Origin of the sequence: Brevundimonas sp. (assembly GCF_035999125.1) — a bacterium.
In the GTDB taxonomy this organism is placed as follows: Bacteria; Pseudomonadota; Alphaproteobacteria; order Caulobacterales; family Caulobacteraceae; genus Brevundimonas.
This window is the reverse complement of record NZ_DASYGX010000007.1, coordinates 397,190-412,063: the sequence shown is the minus strand read 5'-3', so window position 1 is coordinate 412,063 and position 14,874 is coordinate 397,190. Positions and strand designations below refer to the sequence as shown.

The 14,874-nt window shown below is 68.6% G+C and carries 14 protein-coding genes, 2 tRNA genes and 1 pseudogene; 10 read left to right on the top strand and 7 right to left on the bottom strand.

Annotated elements, in window-relative coordinates; genetic code table 11:
• Positions 1 to 4: 4 nt before the first annotated feature.
• Entirely contained in the window at positions 5 to 1,573 is a 1,569-nt protein-coding gene (locus tag VGN45_RS07720) for an exopolysaccharide biosynthesis polyprenyl glycosylphosphotransferase (RefSeq protein ID WP_327461012.1), read from the bottom strand.
• 127 nt (positions 1,574 to 1,700) lie between these two features.
• Between VGN45_RS07720 and VGN45_RS07715 the strand changes: the two genes are divergently transcribed.
• The 7 genes from VGN45_RS07715 to VGN45_RS07685 all read left to right on the top strand — a co-directional run bounded on the left by VGN45_RS07715 (position 1,701) and on the right by VGN45_RS07685 (position 6,788).
• A tRNA-Ser gene (locus VGN45_RS07715) sits at positions 1,701 to 1,792 on the top strand.
• 41 nt (positions 1,793 to 1,833) lie between these two features.
• Positions 1,834 to 1,923 (top strand) — tRNA-Ser (locus VGN45_RS07710).
• A gap of 480 nt (positions 1,924 to 2,403) precedes the next feature.
• Positions 2,404 to 2,769 carry a response regulator gene (locus tag VGN45_RS07705; RefSeq protein ID WP_327461010.1) on the top strand — a complete coding sequence of 122 codons (366 nt, stop codon included), beginning with the start codon at positions 2,404 to 2,406 and terminating at the stop codon, positions 2,767 to 2,769.
• 111 nt (positions 2,770 to 2,880) lie between these two features.
• Entirely contained in the window at positions 2,881 to 3,285 is a 405-nt protein-coding gene (locus VGN45_RS07700; protein WP_327461008.1) for a response regulator transcription factor, read from the top strand.
• Positions 3,260 to 4,321 carry a YaiO family outer membrane beta-barrel protein gene (locus tag VGN45_RS07695; protein WP_327461005.1) on the top strand — a complete coding sequence of 354 codons (1,062 nt, stop codon included), beginning with the start codon at positions 3,260 to 3,262 and terminating at the stop codon, positions 4,319 to 4,321. The genes VGN45_RS07700 and VGN45_RS07695 overlap by 26 nt, the downstream gene beginning before the upstream one ends.
• On the top strand, positions 4,318 to 5,370 hold the full coding sequence (locus tag VGN45_RS07690; RefSeq protein ID WP_327461003.1) for a HEAT repeat domain-containing protein: 1,053 nt from the start codon (positions 4,318 to 4,320) through the stop codon (positions 5,368 to 5,370). The genes VGN45_RS07695 and VGN45_RS07690 overlap by 4 nt, the downstream gene beginning before the upstream one ends.
• Complete coding sequence (locus VGN45_RS07685; protein WP_327461001.1) at positions 5,367 to 6,788, top strand: glycosyltransferase; 1,422 nt, start codon at positions 5,367 to 5,369, stop codon at positions 6,786 to 6,788. Before VGN45_RS07690 ends, VGN45_RS07685 begins: the two co-directional genes overlap by 4 nt.
• Here the strand turns inward: VGN45_RS07685 and VGN45_RS07680 are convergent.
• The 4 genes from VGN45_RS07680 to VGN45_RS07665 form a co-directional block, all read right to left on the bottom strand.
• Positions 6,772 to 7,038 carry an Hpt domain-containing protein gene (locus tag VGN45_RS07680; RefSeq protein WP_327460999.1) on the bottom strand — a complete coding sequence of 89 codons (267 nt, stop codon included), beginning with the start codon at positions 7,036 to 7,038 and terminating at the stop codon, positions 6,772 to 6,774. The two genes, VGN45_RS07685 and VGN45_RS07680, sit on opposite strands and share 17 nt — an antisense overlap.
• Positions 7,035 to 7,418, bottom strand: coding sequence for a response regulator (locus VGN45_RS07675; protein ID WP_327460997.1), 384 nt, complete (start codon positions 7,416 to 7,418; stop codon positions 7,035 to 7,037). Before VGN45_RS07675 ends, VGN45_RS07680 begins: the two co-directional genes overlap by 4 nt.
• Complete coding sequence (locus VGN45_RS07670) at positions 7,415 to 9,901, bottom strand: CHASE3 domain-containing protein (RefSeq protein WP_327460995.1); 2,487 nt, start codon at positions 9,899 to 9,901, stop codon at positions 7,415 to 7,417. Before VGN45_RS07670 ends, VGN45_RS07675 begins: the two co-directional genes overlap by 4 nt.
• A gap of 144 nt (positions 9,902 to 10,045) precedes the next feature.
• Positions 10,046 to 10,672 carry an FMN-dependent NADH-azoreductase gene (locus VGN45_RS07665; protein WP_327460993.1) on the bottom strand — a complete coding sequence of 209 codons (627 nt, stop codon included), beginning with the start codon at positions 10,670 to 10,672 and terminating at the stop codon, positions 10,046 to 10,048.
• Between the two features lie 179 nt (positions 10,673 to 10,851).
• Between VGN45_RS07665 and VGN45_RS07660 the strand changes: the two genes are divergently transcribed.
• A complete protein-coding gene (locus VGN45_RS07660; RefSeq protein ID WP_327460991.1) occupies positions 10,852 to 11,157 on the top strand; it encodes a hypothetical protein in 306 nt (101 codons plus the stop codon).
• Positions 11,158 to 11,850 carry a YafY family protein gene (locus VGN45_RS07655; RefSeq protein WP_327460989.1) on the top strand — a complete coding sequence of 231 codons (693 nt, stop codon included), beginning with the start codon at positions 11,158 to 11,160 and terminating at the stop codon, positions 11,848 to 11,850.
• 114 nt (positions 11,851 to 11,964) lie between these two features.
• Here VGN45_RS07655 and VGN45_RS07650 read toward each other — a convergent pair whose 3' ends face one another.
• The gene (locus VGN45_RS07650) at positions 11,965 to 12,648 is read right to left on the bottom strand and encodes a phytanoyl-CoA dioxygenase family protein (protein WP_327460987.1); all 684 of its coding nucleotides are present in this window, start codon (positions 12,646 to 12,648) and stop codon (positions 11,965 to 11,967) included.
• Between the two features lie 143 nt (positions 12,649 to 12,791).
• Here VGN45_RS07650 and VGN45_RS07645 point away from each other — a divergent pair.
• Positions 12,792 to 13,416 (top strand): annotated as a pseudogene (locus VGN45_RS07645) (tyrosine-type recombinase/integrase).
• A 542-nt stretch (positions 13,417 to 13,958) separates the two neighbouring features.
• Here the strand turns inward: VGN45_RS07645 and VGN45_RS07640 are convergent.
• Entirely contained in the window at positions 13,959 to 14,849 is an 891-nt protein-coding gene (locus VGN45_RS07640; protein WP_327460985.1) for an OmpA family protein, read from the bottom strand.
• Positions 14,850 to 14,874 lie beyond the last annotated feature (25 nt).

Below are 14,874 nucleotides of genomic sequence, written 5' to 3'. Positions count from 1 at the left end.
CGGATCATCGTATCGCCGCGCGGTCGCCCAGAAGCACCGGCACCGTCACGAACATGATCCAGAGATCCAGCCACACCGACTGACGCTCGACGTATTCGACGTCCAGTTGGACCCGGCGTCGCACGTCCTGCGCGGAATGCAGGGGGCCGCGCGAGCCCTTGATCGCGGCCCAGCCGGTCATCCCCGGCTTGATGCGATGGCGGTGGGCATAGTCGGCGACCAGGCGCGCGGACTCGATCTGTCCCGTCTTCATGCCGATGGCGTGGGGGCGGGGCCCGACCAGGCTCATCTCGCCGGTGAGCACGTTCAATAGCTGGGGCAGCTCGTCCAGGCTGGTGGAGCGCAGGATGCGCCCCAGTCGCGTGATGCGGTCGTCGTCGTGCGTGACCTGACGGCTGGCGGTCGCGTCGGCCGCGGCGTGCTTCATGGTGCGGAACTTCCACACCACGATCTCTTCCTGATTGAAGCCGTGCCGACGCTGGCGGAACAGGGCCGGGCCCGGACTGTCCAGCTTCACCAGGGCGGCGATCAGGCCCATGACGGGCAGCAGGGCGACGAAGGCCAAGCCCCCGACCGTCAGGTCTAGGATCCGCTTGTTGAAGGCGCGCCGGTCGTCGTCCTTGCGGCCGTTGAGCGGGGCCAGCCGGCTGTCGGCGAGACGGTTCAGAGCGTCGTCGCGGTCCCCGGCGCGAACCGGATCGACCAGCAAGGTGACTTCGTTGGGAAGGCTGCCGAGACGACCCATCAGGTGCCGCACGCGCGCCTCGGCCTTCGGGTCGATGGCCATGACGATGCGGTCGACGAACGGCAGGATGCGGTGGCTCAACAAGGCCTCGGAATCGCCCAGCACGGGCACGCCCTCGACCGTGTCCGGGCTGCGCGCCAGCCGGTCGTCGAACACGCCGAGCACGTTGACGTCCCGCCGCTTCAGCGCAGCCTTGATCAGCGCTTCGGCGTGGCGCGTCGCGCCGACGACGACGATGTTGGGCGTCAGGGCGCCGGACCGGCGCCAGGACGCGACGCGGTCCAGCCAGATCAGATGGAGGCCGTACAGGCAGGCCAGGGTGACACCGCCCCACACCACCACGCCGGCAAGCCCCGAAGCCGATCCGGTCAGGGCGAGACTCAAGACGACGGCCGCGGTCGTGGCGACGCCCGCGATGGCGGCCAGCGCACCGAGATGGATCAATCCGGGCCGCGCGCTCGGAAAGCGGTACAGATCCAGCGATCGGATCAGCGCCAGCAGGATCACGGCCCCAAGCGCGTGCGGCGCCACCGCCGCCACCGGCGCGCCGGCCAGTCCGGAAGGCGTCGCGGCCCAGGCGCACAGCAGGGTGACGGCCAGGATCACCGACACGTCGATGGCGCGGAAGTAATGGGCGGCCAGCCGGGTCGCGTGACGCTGTCGCGCGTTCAGCCAGACCTCGGGTCGAAACGGCCCGCGTCGCGCCGCGCCGTCGGCCGCCAGTTCCCTCAGCGCCAGATCCCGCAGGCCGCGCGCGTTCAGCGTGGCCTGATCGTCGAGCGCATCGGCGACGTCGTCGGCGGAGAGCAGGGCGGCGGTCGGTGTCATGCGGGCCGTCGGTCGGGTTCCAGGGGCGACGAACTCTGCCATGCGGGGCCTGACCATCCCCTTAATGGCCCGGCCGGAACGGCCCGGTTGCGCCGCCCGCATCGCTCCGCTATCGACGCCGTCTGCCGGAGACGTGGCCGAGTGGCTGAAGGCAACGGTTTGCTAAATCGTCGTACCGGGTAACCGGTACCGAGGGTTCGAATCCCTCCGTCTCCGCCAGACTTCTTCCGGCCCTTCGTCGATCCGTCCGGCCGGCGATCGGACAGGTGGCCGAGTGGTTTAAGGCAGCGGTCTTGAAAACCGCCGTGGGTGAAAGCCCACCGTGGGTTCGAATCCCACCCTGTCCGCCATCGACCCTCCTAATCGCTAGAAGCTATGGGGGTCGTTCCGTCACACCCATCAATGCGCCCATCAATGTTCGACATGATCATGATCGGGAAAATCTTAGGGGGTGGGGGTGTTTCGGGTCTGGCTGCCTCCCCGCGAAAAATTATTAGCGTGTTCTGCGTAGGCACCCCGGTCGAGCACGGCGGATCGACCTTGGCCAGTACACGTCGCGGGCGGCCACTCCAGACGGTCCCAAGAATCGGCGTCCTGAATGTTGCGGCATGTCAGAAGCCCCGGTCGGTTGGCGGCCGCATGTCTGTTCCTGACTCCAATCGGCCGTCAGCCACGTCCGCTTTCGGCGTCGCTCACCGACGAGTGCTGGATGGTATTTCTAGGCTCAACAGAAGGCGTCCACGGCTCATGCTGGACACTTAGGCCGTGCGCGATAGGCTGTGGCCCATAGACTTGCGCCAACCTGACATTGTGCGACAGACGGGGCGGTGATGTTGCAAACAGATAAGCAGGTTTGTGTCCTGGAGGACGACCCCCTGATGCTGGAACATCTGGCGGGGATGGTTCGGGAGCTGGGCTTCGAGCCGCTTCCGGCCGGGACGGTGGACGAGGCGCTGTCCTTGGTGCGGCGTCACAGCCCGTGGGCGGCCGTGATCGACATTCTGATGCCGGACAAGGACGGGCTGAACTTCATCATGGAGTTGGGGCCCGACCGGCCCGAACGGGTCGTCGCGATCAGCGGCGGCGGGCGGCTGGGCGCCGGCGCCGTGCTGCAGATGGCCAAGGGGCTGGGCGCGGACGCCACGGTGGTCAAGCCGGTCAGGCTCGAGGATCTGCGCCAGGCCCTGGAGCCCTGAACCCCTGCACGAAAAGCATGTGGTGGCGCGGCCGGTGACGCTTGATTCACCGAGCGGGGGCTAGCATGGCTGAGGCGGGGGCGCCGGATTGAGTTCGAGTGGAGTCGGCGCATGGCCCGCGTCCTCATCGCAGACGACGACGCCCTTCTGAGGGGGCTCCTGCAGCACAAGCTGTCGGCCGACGGCCACCTGGTTCTCGTCGCCGAACACGGGGGCGAGGTTCTCGACCTCGTGCGCGATCAGAGGCCCGATCTGGTCGTGCTCGACGCCATGATGCCGGTGATGGACGGATTCGAGGTCCTGCGGCGGCTGAAGGCCGACCCTGACGCCGCCTCGGTCCCCGTGATCATGCTGACGGCCCTGCGCCGAGAGGCGGACGTGGTCGGCGGGCTGCAGCTTGGGGCCGCCGACTATCTCGTTAAGCCCTTCATCCCGGATGAACTGCTGGAGCGGGTGCGCCGGCTGGCGGCGCCGCAACAGGTCCAGAACGATGATCGCGCAAGACGTCCCCGCTGAGGTCCGGCAGGACCCGACGGCGCTTTACGAAGCCGCAGTCGCCGATCGCCGAGCTGGGCGACCGGCCCGGGCCGCGGAGGCGCTGCGCGCCGTCCTGAGGGCGCGGCCCGACGACGTCGACGCGAGGCTGCAACTGGGGTTGGCCTTGCTGGATCTCGGCCGGCTGGACGAGGCGGAGGCGGAACTGCTGCGGGTCGTCGAACAGTCCCCCGATTATGTGGACGCCCATGTCGCCCTCGCCCGGACCGCCCGCCGCCGGGGCGACGACGAGGCCGCGGCGGCACGGGCGGCGGAGGCGGCGCGGCTGGCCCCGGATCGCGCCGACGTGCGGGCCCTGCTCGACACGACCTCGGGTCCGCCGCGCTGGCGGATCGACGCCGACGTCTCCCGGAGCCGGCTGGGCGGCGGGCTCTCCGACTGGACGGAGGCGCGCATCTCCGCCACCCGCGCCGTGACCGATCGCTGGACCGTGGGCGGGGCGCTGGAGCGGACCGAGCGGTTCGATCGCGCCGACCTTTATCTGGAAGCCCAGGCGAGCCGCAGGCTCGGCGGCGGTGAGGCCTGGATCGCGCTGGGCGGAACGCCGGACGCCGACCATCGACCGGAATTGGCGCTTCGTGCCGGCGGCGCGTGGCGACTGGCGCCGGCGATCAGCGTGACCGTCGACGGATCAGTCGCTCGGTTCGCGGCGGGAGAAGTGACCGCGCTTCAGCCCGGATTGGCCGTCGATCTCTTCGACGGCCGCGTGGCCCTGGCCGCGCGCTGGATCAACGTCTGGGACGAGAGCGGCGAGCGCGAGGACGGTTATGCCGTGTCCGCCCGCTGGGCGCTCACTGATCGTTTCCGCCTGCGAGTCGATCACGCGGACGCGCCGGAAACCAGCGAGGGCCTGGTCGTCGACGTCTCCTCCCTGGCCGTGGGGGGCGAGTGGGACCTGACCGAGCGGGTCTCCCTGCGCCTGGGCGTGCTGGAGGAAGATCGGGGCGCCTATGACCGTCGCGCGGTCACCGTCGGCCTTGGCTGGCGCTTCTGGTGACCCTTCTCGGATTCCTGTGGTGGAGTTCGCTCGCGCTCGGGGCGGCGGCCTTGGCGTGGATGATCTGGCTGATCCTCGCCCGTCTGGTGCGCGCCCGGCGCGACGCCCGCCTCGGCCTGGACCAGGCCCGGATGCGCCGGCTGTTCCTGGAAATCATGGAGGGGCACGTCGACGTGGCGCGGCAGCTGAAGGCGCCGACGCGGCGCGCGCGCCTGACGGCGGAGGCTGTGCTGGACATCGCCGGCCTGGTCCGCGGGCACGAACGGGAGCGCCTGGTGGCAGCCCTGTCGGGGCTGGGGGTCGAGGAGCGCCTGCGCCGCCGGCTGGGCCGCGGCAGCAAGGCGGGTCGGATCGCCGCCGTCGAAGCGCTCGCCGTCTTTCCCGCGCCGGCCAATGCGGCCGCGATCCGGGCGGCTCTCTCGCGGGCCCGTGATCCGGAGTTCCGGGTAGCCGCCCTGAACGCGCTTCTGGCGCTCGACGAGGCGCCCCCGCTCTGGGATCTGCTGGCCGACGTCGCGTCGCGCGGCCTGCAGGACTCCCTGCTTTACGAGTCCGTCGTCCGGACCCTGGTCGCCCGGTCCCCGGACCAGGCGCTGGCGGTGTTCACCGATCCCGACGCCTCTCCCGTCATGCGCACGATCGTGGCCGACGCCCTGGGTCGGGCGGGCGACTACCGGGCGGTGCCCACCCTGATGGCTGCTGCGGACGGCGCCGAACTGGAGCTGCGGATCGCCTGCGTCCGCGCCCTGGGCGTGCTCGCCCATCCCGCGGCGGAGCCCGCCATCCTCTCGGGCTTGGCCGACGGGGCGTGGGAGGTGCGCGCCGCCGCCGCGGAGGCCGTCGGCCGCATCGGCCTGGTCACCGCCGCGCCGCGACTGGTCCAGGCGCTGGCCGACCCCGTGTGGTGGGTCCGCTTCCGATCCGGAGAGGCGCTGAACGCGCTGGGCGACAAGGGCGTGGCCAGCCTGCGGCTCGCAGCCGACGTCGATCAGGACGTGGTGCGCCGAGCCGCCTCCCTGGCCCTGGCCGAGCGCGGCGTCTCGGTATGAACGACGTGCTCCTGACGCTGGTCGGCTACGCCCAGGCCATCGCCTGGTTCGTGATCGGCGCGGGCGCGCTTCAGAACCTGCTGTACCTGATCCAGCTGGGACTGGCGGCCGTCGCCCTGTCCCAGCGGCCCTCGATTCCCCAGTCTACGGTGCTGTGGCGACGCTATTCAGAGGCCTCGCCCCCCATCGCCCTGCTGGCCCCCGCCTACAACGAGGCCCTGACCATCGTACAGAGCGTGCGGTCGCTGCTGTCGCTCCGGTACCCCAGCTTCGAGGTCATCGTCGTCAACGACGGCTCGTCCGACGCGACGCTGCAGACGCTGATCGACGCCTATGGGCTGCGACCGATCCAGCGCCACTTCGACCAGCCGCTGGAGCATCAGCCCATCCGCGGGATCTACGGCGCCGAGCACCAGCCGCGGCTGATCGTCGTCGATAAGGCCAACGGCGGCAAGGCGGACGCCCTGAACGCCGGCATCAACGTGTCGCGCGCGCCGATCTTCTGTTCCATGGACGCCGACTCCCTGCTGGAGCCCGACGCCCTGCTGCGTGCCGTGCGCCCCTTCGTCGAGGATCCGGAGCGGACGGTGGCGGTCGGCGGCACGGTGCGGATCGCCAACGGGTGCGTGATCCGTGACGGACGGGTCATCCAGGTCGGCCTGCCGCGCAGCTTCCTGGCGCTGCTGCAGACGGTCGAATATCTGCGCGCCTTCCTGATGGCCCGTCTGGCCTGGAGCCGGATCAACGCCCTGACGATCATTTCCGGCGCCTTCGGCCTGTTCCGCCGCGCGCGGGTGATCGAGGCGGGCGGCTACACCCGCGGCACCGTGGGCGAGGACATGGAGCTGGTGGTCAAGCTGCACCGGCTGATGCGCGACAAGCGCCTGCCCTACCGCGTCGGCTTCGTGCCGGAGCCGGTCTGCTGGACCGAGGCGCCGGAGAGCCTGCGCGTGCTGGGCCGTCAGCGGTCGCGCTGGCACCGCGGCGCGCTGGAGACCTTCGAGCGGCACTGGGACGTGATGTTCAAGCCCCGCTACGGCCGGCTCGGCGCGCTGGGATTTACCTACATCCTGCTGGTCGACATCCTGGGACCGGTGATCGAGCTGGTGGGCTATCTGCTGATCCCCGCCTTCTGGGCGCTGGGGCTTCTGTCGGTCGATTATCTGCTGGCCTTTCTGGCGGTCAGCTTCACCTTCGGGGTCGTGATCTCGGTCGGCGCTCTGGCACTGGAAGAGTCGGAGCTGAGGCGCTTCCCGCGCGCGAGGCACCTGCTGATCCTGACGGCCGTCGCCGTGGTGGAGAACTTCGGCTATCGCCAGCTCAACAACGTCTGGCGTCTGCGCGGGCTGTGGCAGTGGCTGCGGCGCAGCCAGTCGTGGGGCACCATGACCCGCAAGGGCTTCAGCGCCCAGGCCTGACCAGGTCGCGAAGCGCCGCCCTCAAGGCATCGAGCCGGGCCGGATCGGGCTCTCTCCCCTCGGTCAGGTCGTCGTCGATGACGCCGGCCATCTCGCTGATGCGAGGGAAGCCGAAGGTGCCGGCCGCGCCCGCCAGCCCATGGATCAGCCGGCGAAGCGCGGCGTCGTCCGGGCCGGCTTCGAGTTCGGCGAGATCGCCCCTGCACCGATCGATGAAGCGAAGGCGGAACGTCTCGGGCAGGTCGCTCATGACGCCGCCGCCAGTATGGCGCGCAGGTCCTGGGCGAGCGTGATGGGATCGAACGGCTTGACGATGACGTCCAGCGCGCCGAGCGCCCTGTACTTGTCGACCTCGCTCTCCTGCGCCCGCGCGGTCATGAAGACGACGGGCGTCCTTTCATGTCCCGGCAGCCGGCGCAGGCGGGCCAGGGTTTCCGGGCCGTCCATGCCCGGCATCATGACGTCCAGCAGGATCACGTCGACCTCCCGGCCCGTCGACAGCGCCTGCAGCGCCTCCGCGCCCGAGGCCGCCGAGATAAGCGAAATGTCCGGATCAAGCTCCAGCGAGAACGCGGCCACCTCGCGGATGTCGGCCTCGTCGTCGACATGCAGCACCCTGAGCGGCGTCATGGCTCCCTCTCCTTGTGACGGGCGGTCAGGCTGTGGACGGTGCGGCCGAGCTGCGTCAGCGACATGCGGGACTTGGTCAGCACGGCGTCCACGGAAGAGGCCAGTTCGGCGTCCATCTCCTGAGCCGAATAGACCACGACGGGGATCGTTCCGCCGTCCGGCGGGCTCAACTCCGGCAAGAGGTCGAGCCCGTGCCCGTCGGGCAGCCCCAGATCCAGAATGACCAGGTCGGGCCGCTCCCGCGCCAGCGAGGCCCGCGCCTCCTCAAGACTGCGCGCCGGGGTCAGATCGGCCGTCGGCCCCAGCGCGGCCGCCGCCACCGCCAGGATGTCGGGATCGTCGTCGACGTGAAGGACGCGCGGCCGCGTGCTCACGTGCAGGGCCGAGATCGCCGTCCTCAGGCGGTCCTGGTCGAACGGCTTGTCCATCCAGTCGACGACCTCCAGGGACCGCCCCCGCGCCCGGCCGCGGGCCACATCGCCCGACACAACGATGACCGGCAGGCCCCGTGTCCTCGGGTCGGCCTTGAGGGCACGGATCAGGCTGACGCCGTCGGCGTCGGGCAGGTTCAGGTCGATCAGCGCCGCCTGATGCCGGCCTTCGCGCGCCACCGCCAAGGCGTCGCGCGCGGTCCCCGTCACGTCGGTCGCATAGCCGTCGACCGCCAGCATCTCGGCTAGCACCTGGGCCGCATCCGGATCGTCCTCGCAGATCAGAAGCCGGCCTTGCCCGCCCTCGTCAGGGACGTCGGACCACAGCGGCAGGTCCAGATGGAAGGTCGCTCCCTCTCCCTCGCGCGACTCGAACCACAGGCGGCCGCCGTGGCGCTCGGCGATTTCCCGCGCGATCGACAGGCCCAGGCCCGTGCCTCCCCTGGCGCGGGCGTCCGTGCCGTCGGCCTGGGCGAACTTGCTGAAGATCCGGGCCCGGAAGGCGTCGGGAATGCCCGGTCCCTGATCCTCAACGCTTAGACGCGCGGTGCGGGCCTCGGGGTTCACCGAAACGGTGACGCTGCCGCCCGACGGCGAGAATTTCGCCGCGTTCGACAGCAGGTTGGTCACGACCTGTATCAGGCGGTCCGCGTCGCCGCGCACGGGCGCCGCCTCGCCGGGAGTCAGGGTCAGGGCGACGTTCAGCTGGTCCGCATAGCCCTTGACGCCCTCGATCGAGCGCTGCGCGACGTCGCGCAGATCGAGCGGCTCCATCTGGAAGTCGACCTTCCCCGACTCCAGCTTCTCGACGTCGAGAATGTCGTTGATCAGCCGCACCAGTCTCTGGCTGTTGGCATGGGCGATCCAGACCAGCCGGGCGGCCTTTTCGGGCAGGGCGCCGGCTGCGCCGCCGGCGAGGAGGCCCAGCGATCCGGCGATGGACGTCAGCGGCGTGCGCAGTTCGTGGCTGACGGTCGAGACGAAGGCGTCCTTCATGCTCTCGACGCGGCGACGCTCGCTGATGTCGCGGATCACCGCGACCACATGTCGGCCCGTCGGAAGATCCATGGCGCCCAGGGCGACGTCGACGGGAAAGGTCGATCCGTCGCGCCGCCGCGCGGTCAGTTCCCGCACCACGCCGCCGTCCAAAGCGCCCTGGCTGGCCCCCAGGCGCGCCAGGAATCCGCCTTCGCCGTTGCCGGCCACGTCGATGATCACCGTCACGTCCCGCCGGGTCAGCTCGCCGGACGACCATCCGAACATGCTTTCGCCGGCGGCGTTGACGCTTTCGATGCTGCCGCTGGGATTGAGCGTCACGATCGCGTCGATGGCGCTGTCCAGCGTCGCCGTCTGGCGGGCGGCCAGGGCCTTCAGCTTTTCCGTCAACGCGGTCCGCGTCGCCACGAACCGCCAGATCAGGACGCCGACGACTGCGATGGTCAGCCCCAGGAGAACTAACAAACCCGCCATCACGAGCTCCGTGAGGCGCGTCCGGCTCTCGGACCTGTGCGACAGGCGGTCCAGCGAGGCCGCCTCGCGCCGGATCATGCGGTCGACGACCTCGCGGATGGAGTCCATGGCCAGCTTGCCCTCGCCGCTGGACACGATGGCGATGGCCGCCTGCGCGTCCCCGGCCATGCGTAGGTCCACGGTCCGCTCCATGGTGTTCCGCTTTTGGGCGACCAGGCTGCGGAGCCGGCGCATGTCCTCCGTCTGAACCGCATTTCCGGCCGCCCGGCGCTCAAGCTCGGCCAGAGCCGGGTCGATGCCGCTCAGAGCCCGGTCGTAGGGTTCCAGAAACCGCTCGTCGCCCGTGATGATGAAGCCGCGCTGGCCGGTCTCCGCGTCCTGCAGCAGCGAGAACACGGACTGGATCCGGCTCCGCGTGTCATGCGAGGCCGCCACCTCTGTGCGAAGCTGCGCCGCCCCGTCGAACTCGCGGCGCAGCTCGAACGCCGCGGTCGCCAGTAAGGCGAGCAGAACGAGGGCGGCGAAAATAAACGTGCGTCTGTAGCGTCTTGCACGCGATGGGTTGGATGCCGACGAAAACATGACGCGAGATTTCCACCATCTCGCTTATCGACTGGTCAACGGGCCAAGCGGTGCATTACACGCTGTGCCTCGTTTCGGAGAAGTGCCGCCCGGCGTCTGGTTGCCGCCTGGGGAGATGCGTCCGGTTTTGGCGCGATTCAGTCGTCACCGCGTCCAGGCATTGGCCAGCGCTTTTGCCTCCCTCACGGCCGCGCTCATGGCTGCGTTCGCAGCCTCCGCTCCGGCGAACATCAAGGGCCACGCAGATATGGCTGTCACGTCAGCGACGCCTAAGAAGTTGAGGATTGCGCGGATGTGCGGCGTAAGCGCGTCGAGACCGTCGAACATCTCGCCTGGTCCGTAGGCGCCGCCGGCGGCCATAAGGACGACCGCTTTCTTGTCGCCTAACAGGCCGCGCATTCCAGTCTCGTCGGCGACGAAGGTCTTTCCGTTCCGCGAGACGTGATCAAAGAAGGCCTTCAGCGTCGAAGGCATTCCGAAGTTGTAGATGGGCGTACCGATCACCAGCGCATCGGCGGCCAGGACCCGGGCGACGATCGCATCGGAATCCGCGATAGCGTCACGCATGGCGGGCGTGTGGTCCGCCTCCGGCATTGAGACAGCTGCGGTCTCCAGCGCGCCGAAGTGGCGGGGCGGGTGGGTCGCGAGATCGAGCCTGTCCACCTTCAGCGCGGGCGCGCGGCTGCGCAGTGTCTCGACGAAGTGGCGGGAAAGCGCTCGGGAGTTCGAGCCATCAATGCGGGCGGAAGCGTCGACGTGCAGGATTTTCATGGCGGCCCTCAGGAGCGAACGGAGTGCCCTTGCCTCGCAGCACCGAACTGACACGGTTTGGCAGTTGCAGATCGGAGGAGACGGTTCGGGTCGCCCAGCAGCCCGCGATTACCTGCTGACAGGGTGTCGTCAGTTGGGCGGCGGTATCCGGGCATCAGCGACAACACGAGGCCGAACCGATGACCGATCATGTGATCGAAACTGTGACCTTCAGAGTGCTGGACGGCGTCGAGCGGGACGCCTTTCTCCAGGCGGCTCACGATGCGACCGCGTTCATGAAGGACTGTCCTGGGTTCTTGCGCCGCCGTCTTTCCTGCGCCGACGACGGAACTTGGACCGAGCATGTCGAATGGGCCAGCGTCTCCGACGCTGAGGCCGCCGCCGCCCGGATCGGCCAGGATGAACGGGCGCGCGACTTCGTGCGGGCGATCGACGGCTCGAGCGTGAAGCTGGGGCATTCGGCGCTGCAGATCTCGGTCGGCTAGATGCGTCGGACAGACCGGCTCTTCGAGATCCTCCAGCTTTTCCGCGGCGGCCGACTGCTCCTCGGCCGCGAGATCGCGGAGCGCCTGGAGGTCTCGTTACGGACCGTCTACCGGGATATCGAGACCCTCGTGGCGTCGGGCGTGCCGATCGAAGGCGAACGCGGCGTCGGGTACCTGCTGCGCGAACCGATCTTCTTGCCGCCCCTGACGCTGACGCCGGAGGAGCTGCGCGCGCTTCACCTTGGCGTGGAGGTGATCCGGCAGACCGGGGACGCAGATCTCGCGGCAGCGGCCGAGCACCTCGTCGGCAAAGTCGGGGCGGTTCTCCCGTCCGACCGATGTGCCCTCCAGCCTCTTCGCGACCTCGCCGTCTATGCGTCCGTCGCAGCGCCACCTCGCGGACACCTCGGCTCGCTCCGTCGCGCCGTATCCAATCGGCTCGTCGTCCAGATCGACTACCTTAGCTTGGACGGCCAGAGGACGCAGCGCCGCATTCGGCCGCTTCAGACAGAGTTCTGGGGTCGAATCTGGACCTGTCCGGCCTGGTGCGAGCTACGCAGCGCTTTCCGCGTTTTCCGCGTCGACCGCATCGAGACCTGCCTGGACACTGGCGACGTGTTCGCGCTCGATCCCGGTCGCACCTACGCCGACTATCTGAAGTCGATCCGCGTCAGGCCAGACGGCGAAACTTGACGCCCTTCGCCCGCCGAAGAGCGCCCCGTCGTGTCGCCTACGGTCCTGCCGGAAGACCGAGGGCCTTGTACATCCGCTTAGGGGAGCGATGCCAAAGACCGCTCCTGACGCGAGTCAGACGCCAAGCCGCTGGAGTCCGCCCGGAAGATCGTCGACGGCGTAGTCCACCTGGAGAACTCGACGGCGTGTCGCTGCGGCTGCCCTGTCGGACGCGTGCAGGATCGGCGTGGCGTAGGTCCAGACGTCGCCCGCTTCAGCCAGACACGCGGCCACGCCGCACCTGCTCACCACCTCCGGAACATCAACCTCCGGAACTCTGCCGAAGCGGTGCGAGCCGGGCGCGATGAGCAACGGAGCGTTCGTCCGAGGTACAGGGTCGAGGTGCACGCGCAGCGTAAGCATGCGGGCAAGGAGTTCGAACGGTGGCGCAACATGCAGCGCGCCATGCTTGCGGCTCCACGGCCCGAAGCCTTCGACCTCCTTTCGCTCCCGCACCGCGACCACGCGGTCTTGATGCCACGCCAACGACCAGTTTGCGGACGCTGTCTTGTCGAAGAGGATCGCCCGGACCGGCCGAGCGGTCTCACTCAGCCTCCGCGCGGCAAGAGAGCCGACCGGGCCGTCGGCCGCGAGGAAGCCTGGTAGCCCTTCGACGCCGAAGAGCCTGATGCCCGCGACGTCGCTGGCCTGGCCTGCGAGCACCTGTTCCAAAGCAGCGAGTGTGCTGCGGTCGAGCGCCTTTGGCGCTAGCTCGGCACCGTCCCGACCGAGTTCAAGTTGGGCAATCGGTGAAGGCATGCTGCTGCATACTGCTCCGCGGTGGCGCGCTCAACGAAGGTCGGCTTGCCGGCGAGATCCCTTTGTCCGGTGTTGGCGCTGAACAGATCCAGAGAGCGTAGACTGGGCCACGGGCAGGGAGGCGACCTCAATGGAGGTTGGCCATGCGCCAGTCTGACCTGTTCAAGCAACCTAAGCGCCCATGGAATGCCGGCAGTCTGATCGGCCCCAAGGCGCCGCTCAAGCCGAAGCACATCTGGGCCATCCGACAGCAGTTGAAGGTCGCGAAGAGGGTTCGCGATCTTGCGATGTTCAACTGCGCCCTGGATGCCAAGCTGCGAGCCTGTGACCTGGTTCGGCTTCGGGTCAGTGCCGTGGCTCCCGGCGGCGCGCTTCGCCACCGCTCGATCGTCATCCAGCAGAAGACGGGGAGGCCGGTGCCGTTCGAGATCACGGAGCCAGCGCGACGCGATCGCGGCCTGGCTTAAAGTGCGCGGCGAGCGTGCAGATGACTGGCTGTTTCCCAGCCGCAGCCGACCGGGCCAGCATATCGGCACCCGGCAATACGCACGGCTCGTAGATCAGTGGGTTCGGATGATCGACCTGGAACTGCAGGGCTACGGGACCCACAGCCTCAGGCGCACGAAGGTGTCGCTCGTCTACAAGAAGACCGGCAACCTTCGCGCCTGTCAGCTCCTGCTCGGCCACAGGAAGCTGGAGAGCACCGTCAGGTGCCTCGGTATCGAGGTGGACGACGCTCTGGAGATGTCAGAACAGATCGATCTTTGACTGATGACCGGGCCGCGAAAGCGGGCCCGGTCATCGTTGCCTATGGGTGGATTGCAGGCATGACTACGGAGCGATCCAAACCTCGGTGCCGATAGGCACATCGTCCCTGCCCACCCCGCGCAGGATACATGTCCAACGCAGTTCTTCCGGCGGTGGAGTTTGGAAAACGTGCTGCATCGTGAGGTCTGCTTCGATCACGGAGCCATCCGGTCGCCTTAAGCGCACACGATGATTTAGTCCGCTGCTCCAATCCTTTTGGAGTGGGCCGGGAACCACCAAGAGGCCGCCAAATGCCGGAATGTCGAACAGATCATCGACTGTGAGAACTCGATCGTCCATGCGCGACCCTACCGCTACCGTCAACGACCGCAATGGGTCGAAAGCGGTCGCCTATTCCCTGCCAGATCGCGGACGGACAGAGGAAGGAGCCGCGCGATCTGCCTGGCCTCCGCTCCGACAGCCGGCTCTGCCTCCCGACAGCGCGCCCGCGACTCTTGATCGGTTTCGAGCGCTTACTGCCTGACCGGCGGCCAGGTCTCGGCTCAGCCTGGCGATCGAGTGATCCTGAGTGTGAAGGGACCAACCTCCCGACCGGCGCCGCTTGTTTCCGGTCGACCGATGAAGAGCTGGTAGTCCCCAGTCGGCAGGCTGGGCAGCGACGTCGACGTTCCCTGCCGGCCGATCAGGCATGACGTCAGCTCCCCGGGGCCCTTCAAGACCATGGTCGTTTCGATCGGGGAGTTGAGATGAAGACCGGTGGACCCGGGCTCCTCTAGTCGGAAGACGAGATCCGGCTCGGCGGCGTTGATGTGGAGGAACCGGTTGCCCACGATGTCCGGACAGACCGTCCCGAGCGGCAGCAGGTCGGGGCCTCCGGCCAAAACCTCGAACTGTCCTGCAAAATCGGGCCGCAGCACGCCCCCGAGGTGGAGGCGACGGGACAGAAAGACGTCCACCCGATTGTCGAGTTGATTGCTTCGGACGCGAGGAAGGGAGCGCGCCGCCTTGTCCTCTCCCTCGGGCTGCACGGTAATCCTATCCGTCGATACGCCCGCCGCTGCCAGGGAACCCGACACGGTTCGACCGCGGTCGCCGCTCAGGCCCCGGCTCCGATTGGCGTCGTTCTGCACAGAGACGTGGCCCGTCAGAAGAACGGCCCTCGTCGGTGCCGAGGCGACGCGGGTCGCAATGCGCGCCAGCTCCGCGTCTTGTCCCGCGCTCACAATGTCCTGGCCCGGCCGGAAATAGACGCTCCCGACGTACTCCTGTGCCCTAACCGGGCTGACGGACGCGGTCAGGACTGCGGCAGCCAGAACGATTCCCGGCAGTATCTCATCGATCCAGCCACGCGCCGGCCCGCACCAATGGCCTCCTTTCGCCGAGGCCTCGGCCGTTCTTGGCGTCGCGCACTCCCCGAACCTAGGGTCCGTCATGGCATCTCTCCCCGATGGTGAGCCG

Bases quoted from the DNA above. Each gene is read 5' to 3' on its own strand.
- VGN45_RS07720 (WP_327461012.1), bottom strand. From the start codon at position 1,573: ATGACACCGACCGCCGCCCTGCTCTCCGCCGACGACGTCGCCGATGCG.
- VGN45_RS07705 (WP_327461010.1), top strand. From the start codon at position 2,404: ATGTTGCAAACAGATAAGCAGGTTTGTGTCCTGGAGGACGACCCCCTG.
- VGN45_RS07700 (WP_327461008.1), top strand. From the start codon at position 2,881: ATGGCCCGCGTCCTCATCGCAGACGACGACGCCCTTCTGAGGGGGCTC.
- VGN45_RS07695 (WP_327461005.1), top strand. From the start codon at position 3,260: ATGATCGCGCAAGACGTCCCCGCTGAGGTCCGGCAGGACCCGACGGCG.
- VGN45_RS07685 (WP_327461001.1), top strand. From the start codon at position 5,367: ATGAACGACGTGCTCCTGACGCTGGTCGGCTACGCCCAGGCCATCGCC.
- VGN45_RS07680 (WP_327460999.1), bottom strand. From the start codon at position 7,038: ATGAGCGACCTGCCCGAGACGTTCCGCCTTCGCTTCATCGATCGGTGC.
- VGN45_RS07675 (WP_327460997.1), bottom strand. From the start codon at position 7,418: ATGACGCCGCTCAGGGTGCTGCATGTCGACGACGAGGCCGACATCCGC.
- VGN45_RS07670 (WP_327460995.1), bottom strand. From the start codon at position 9,901: ATGTTTTCGTCGGCATCCAACCCATCGCGTGCAAGACGCTACAGACGC.
- VGN45_RS07665 (WP_327460993.1), bottom strand. From the start codon at position 10,672: ATGAAAATCCTGCACGTCGACGCTTCCGCCCGCATTGATGGCTCGAAC.
- VGN45_RS07660 (WP_327460991.1), top strand. From the start codon at position 10,852: ATGACCGATCATGTGATCGAAACTGTGACCTTCAGAGTGCTGGACGGC.
- VGN45_RS07655 (WP_327460989.1), top strand. From the start codon at position 11,158: ATGCGTCGGACAGACCGGCTCTTCGAGATCCTCCAGCTTTTCCGCGGC.
- VGN45_RS07650 (WP_327460987.1), bottom strand. From the start codon at position 12,648: ATGCCTTCACCGATTGCCCAACTTGAACTCGGTCGGGACGGTGCCGAG.
- VGN45_RS07640 (WP_327460985.1), bottom strand. From the start codon at position 14,849: ATGACGGACCCTAGGTTCGGGGAGTGCGCGACGCCAAGAACGGCCGAG.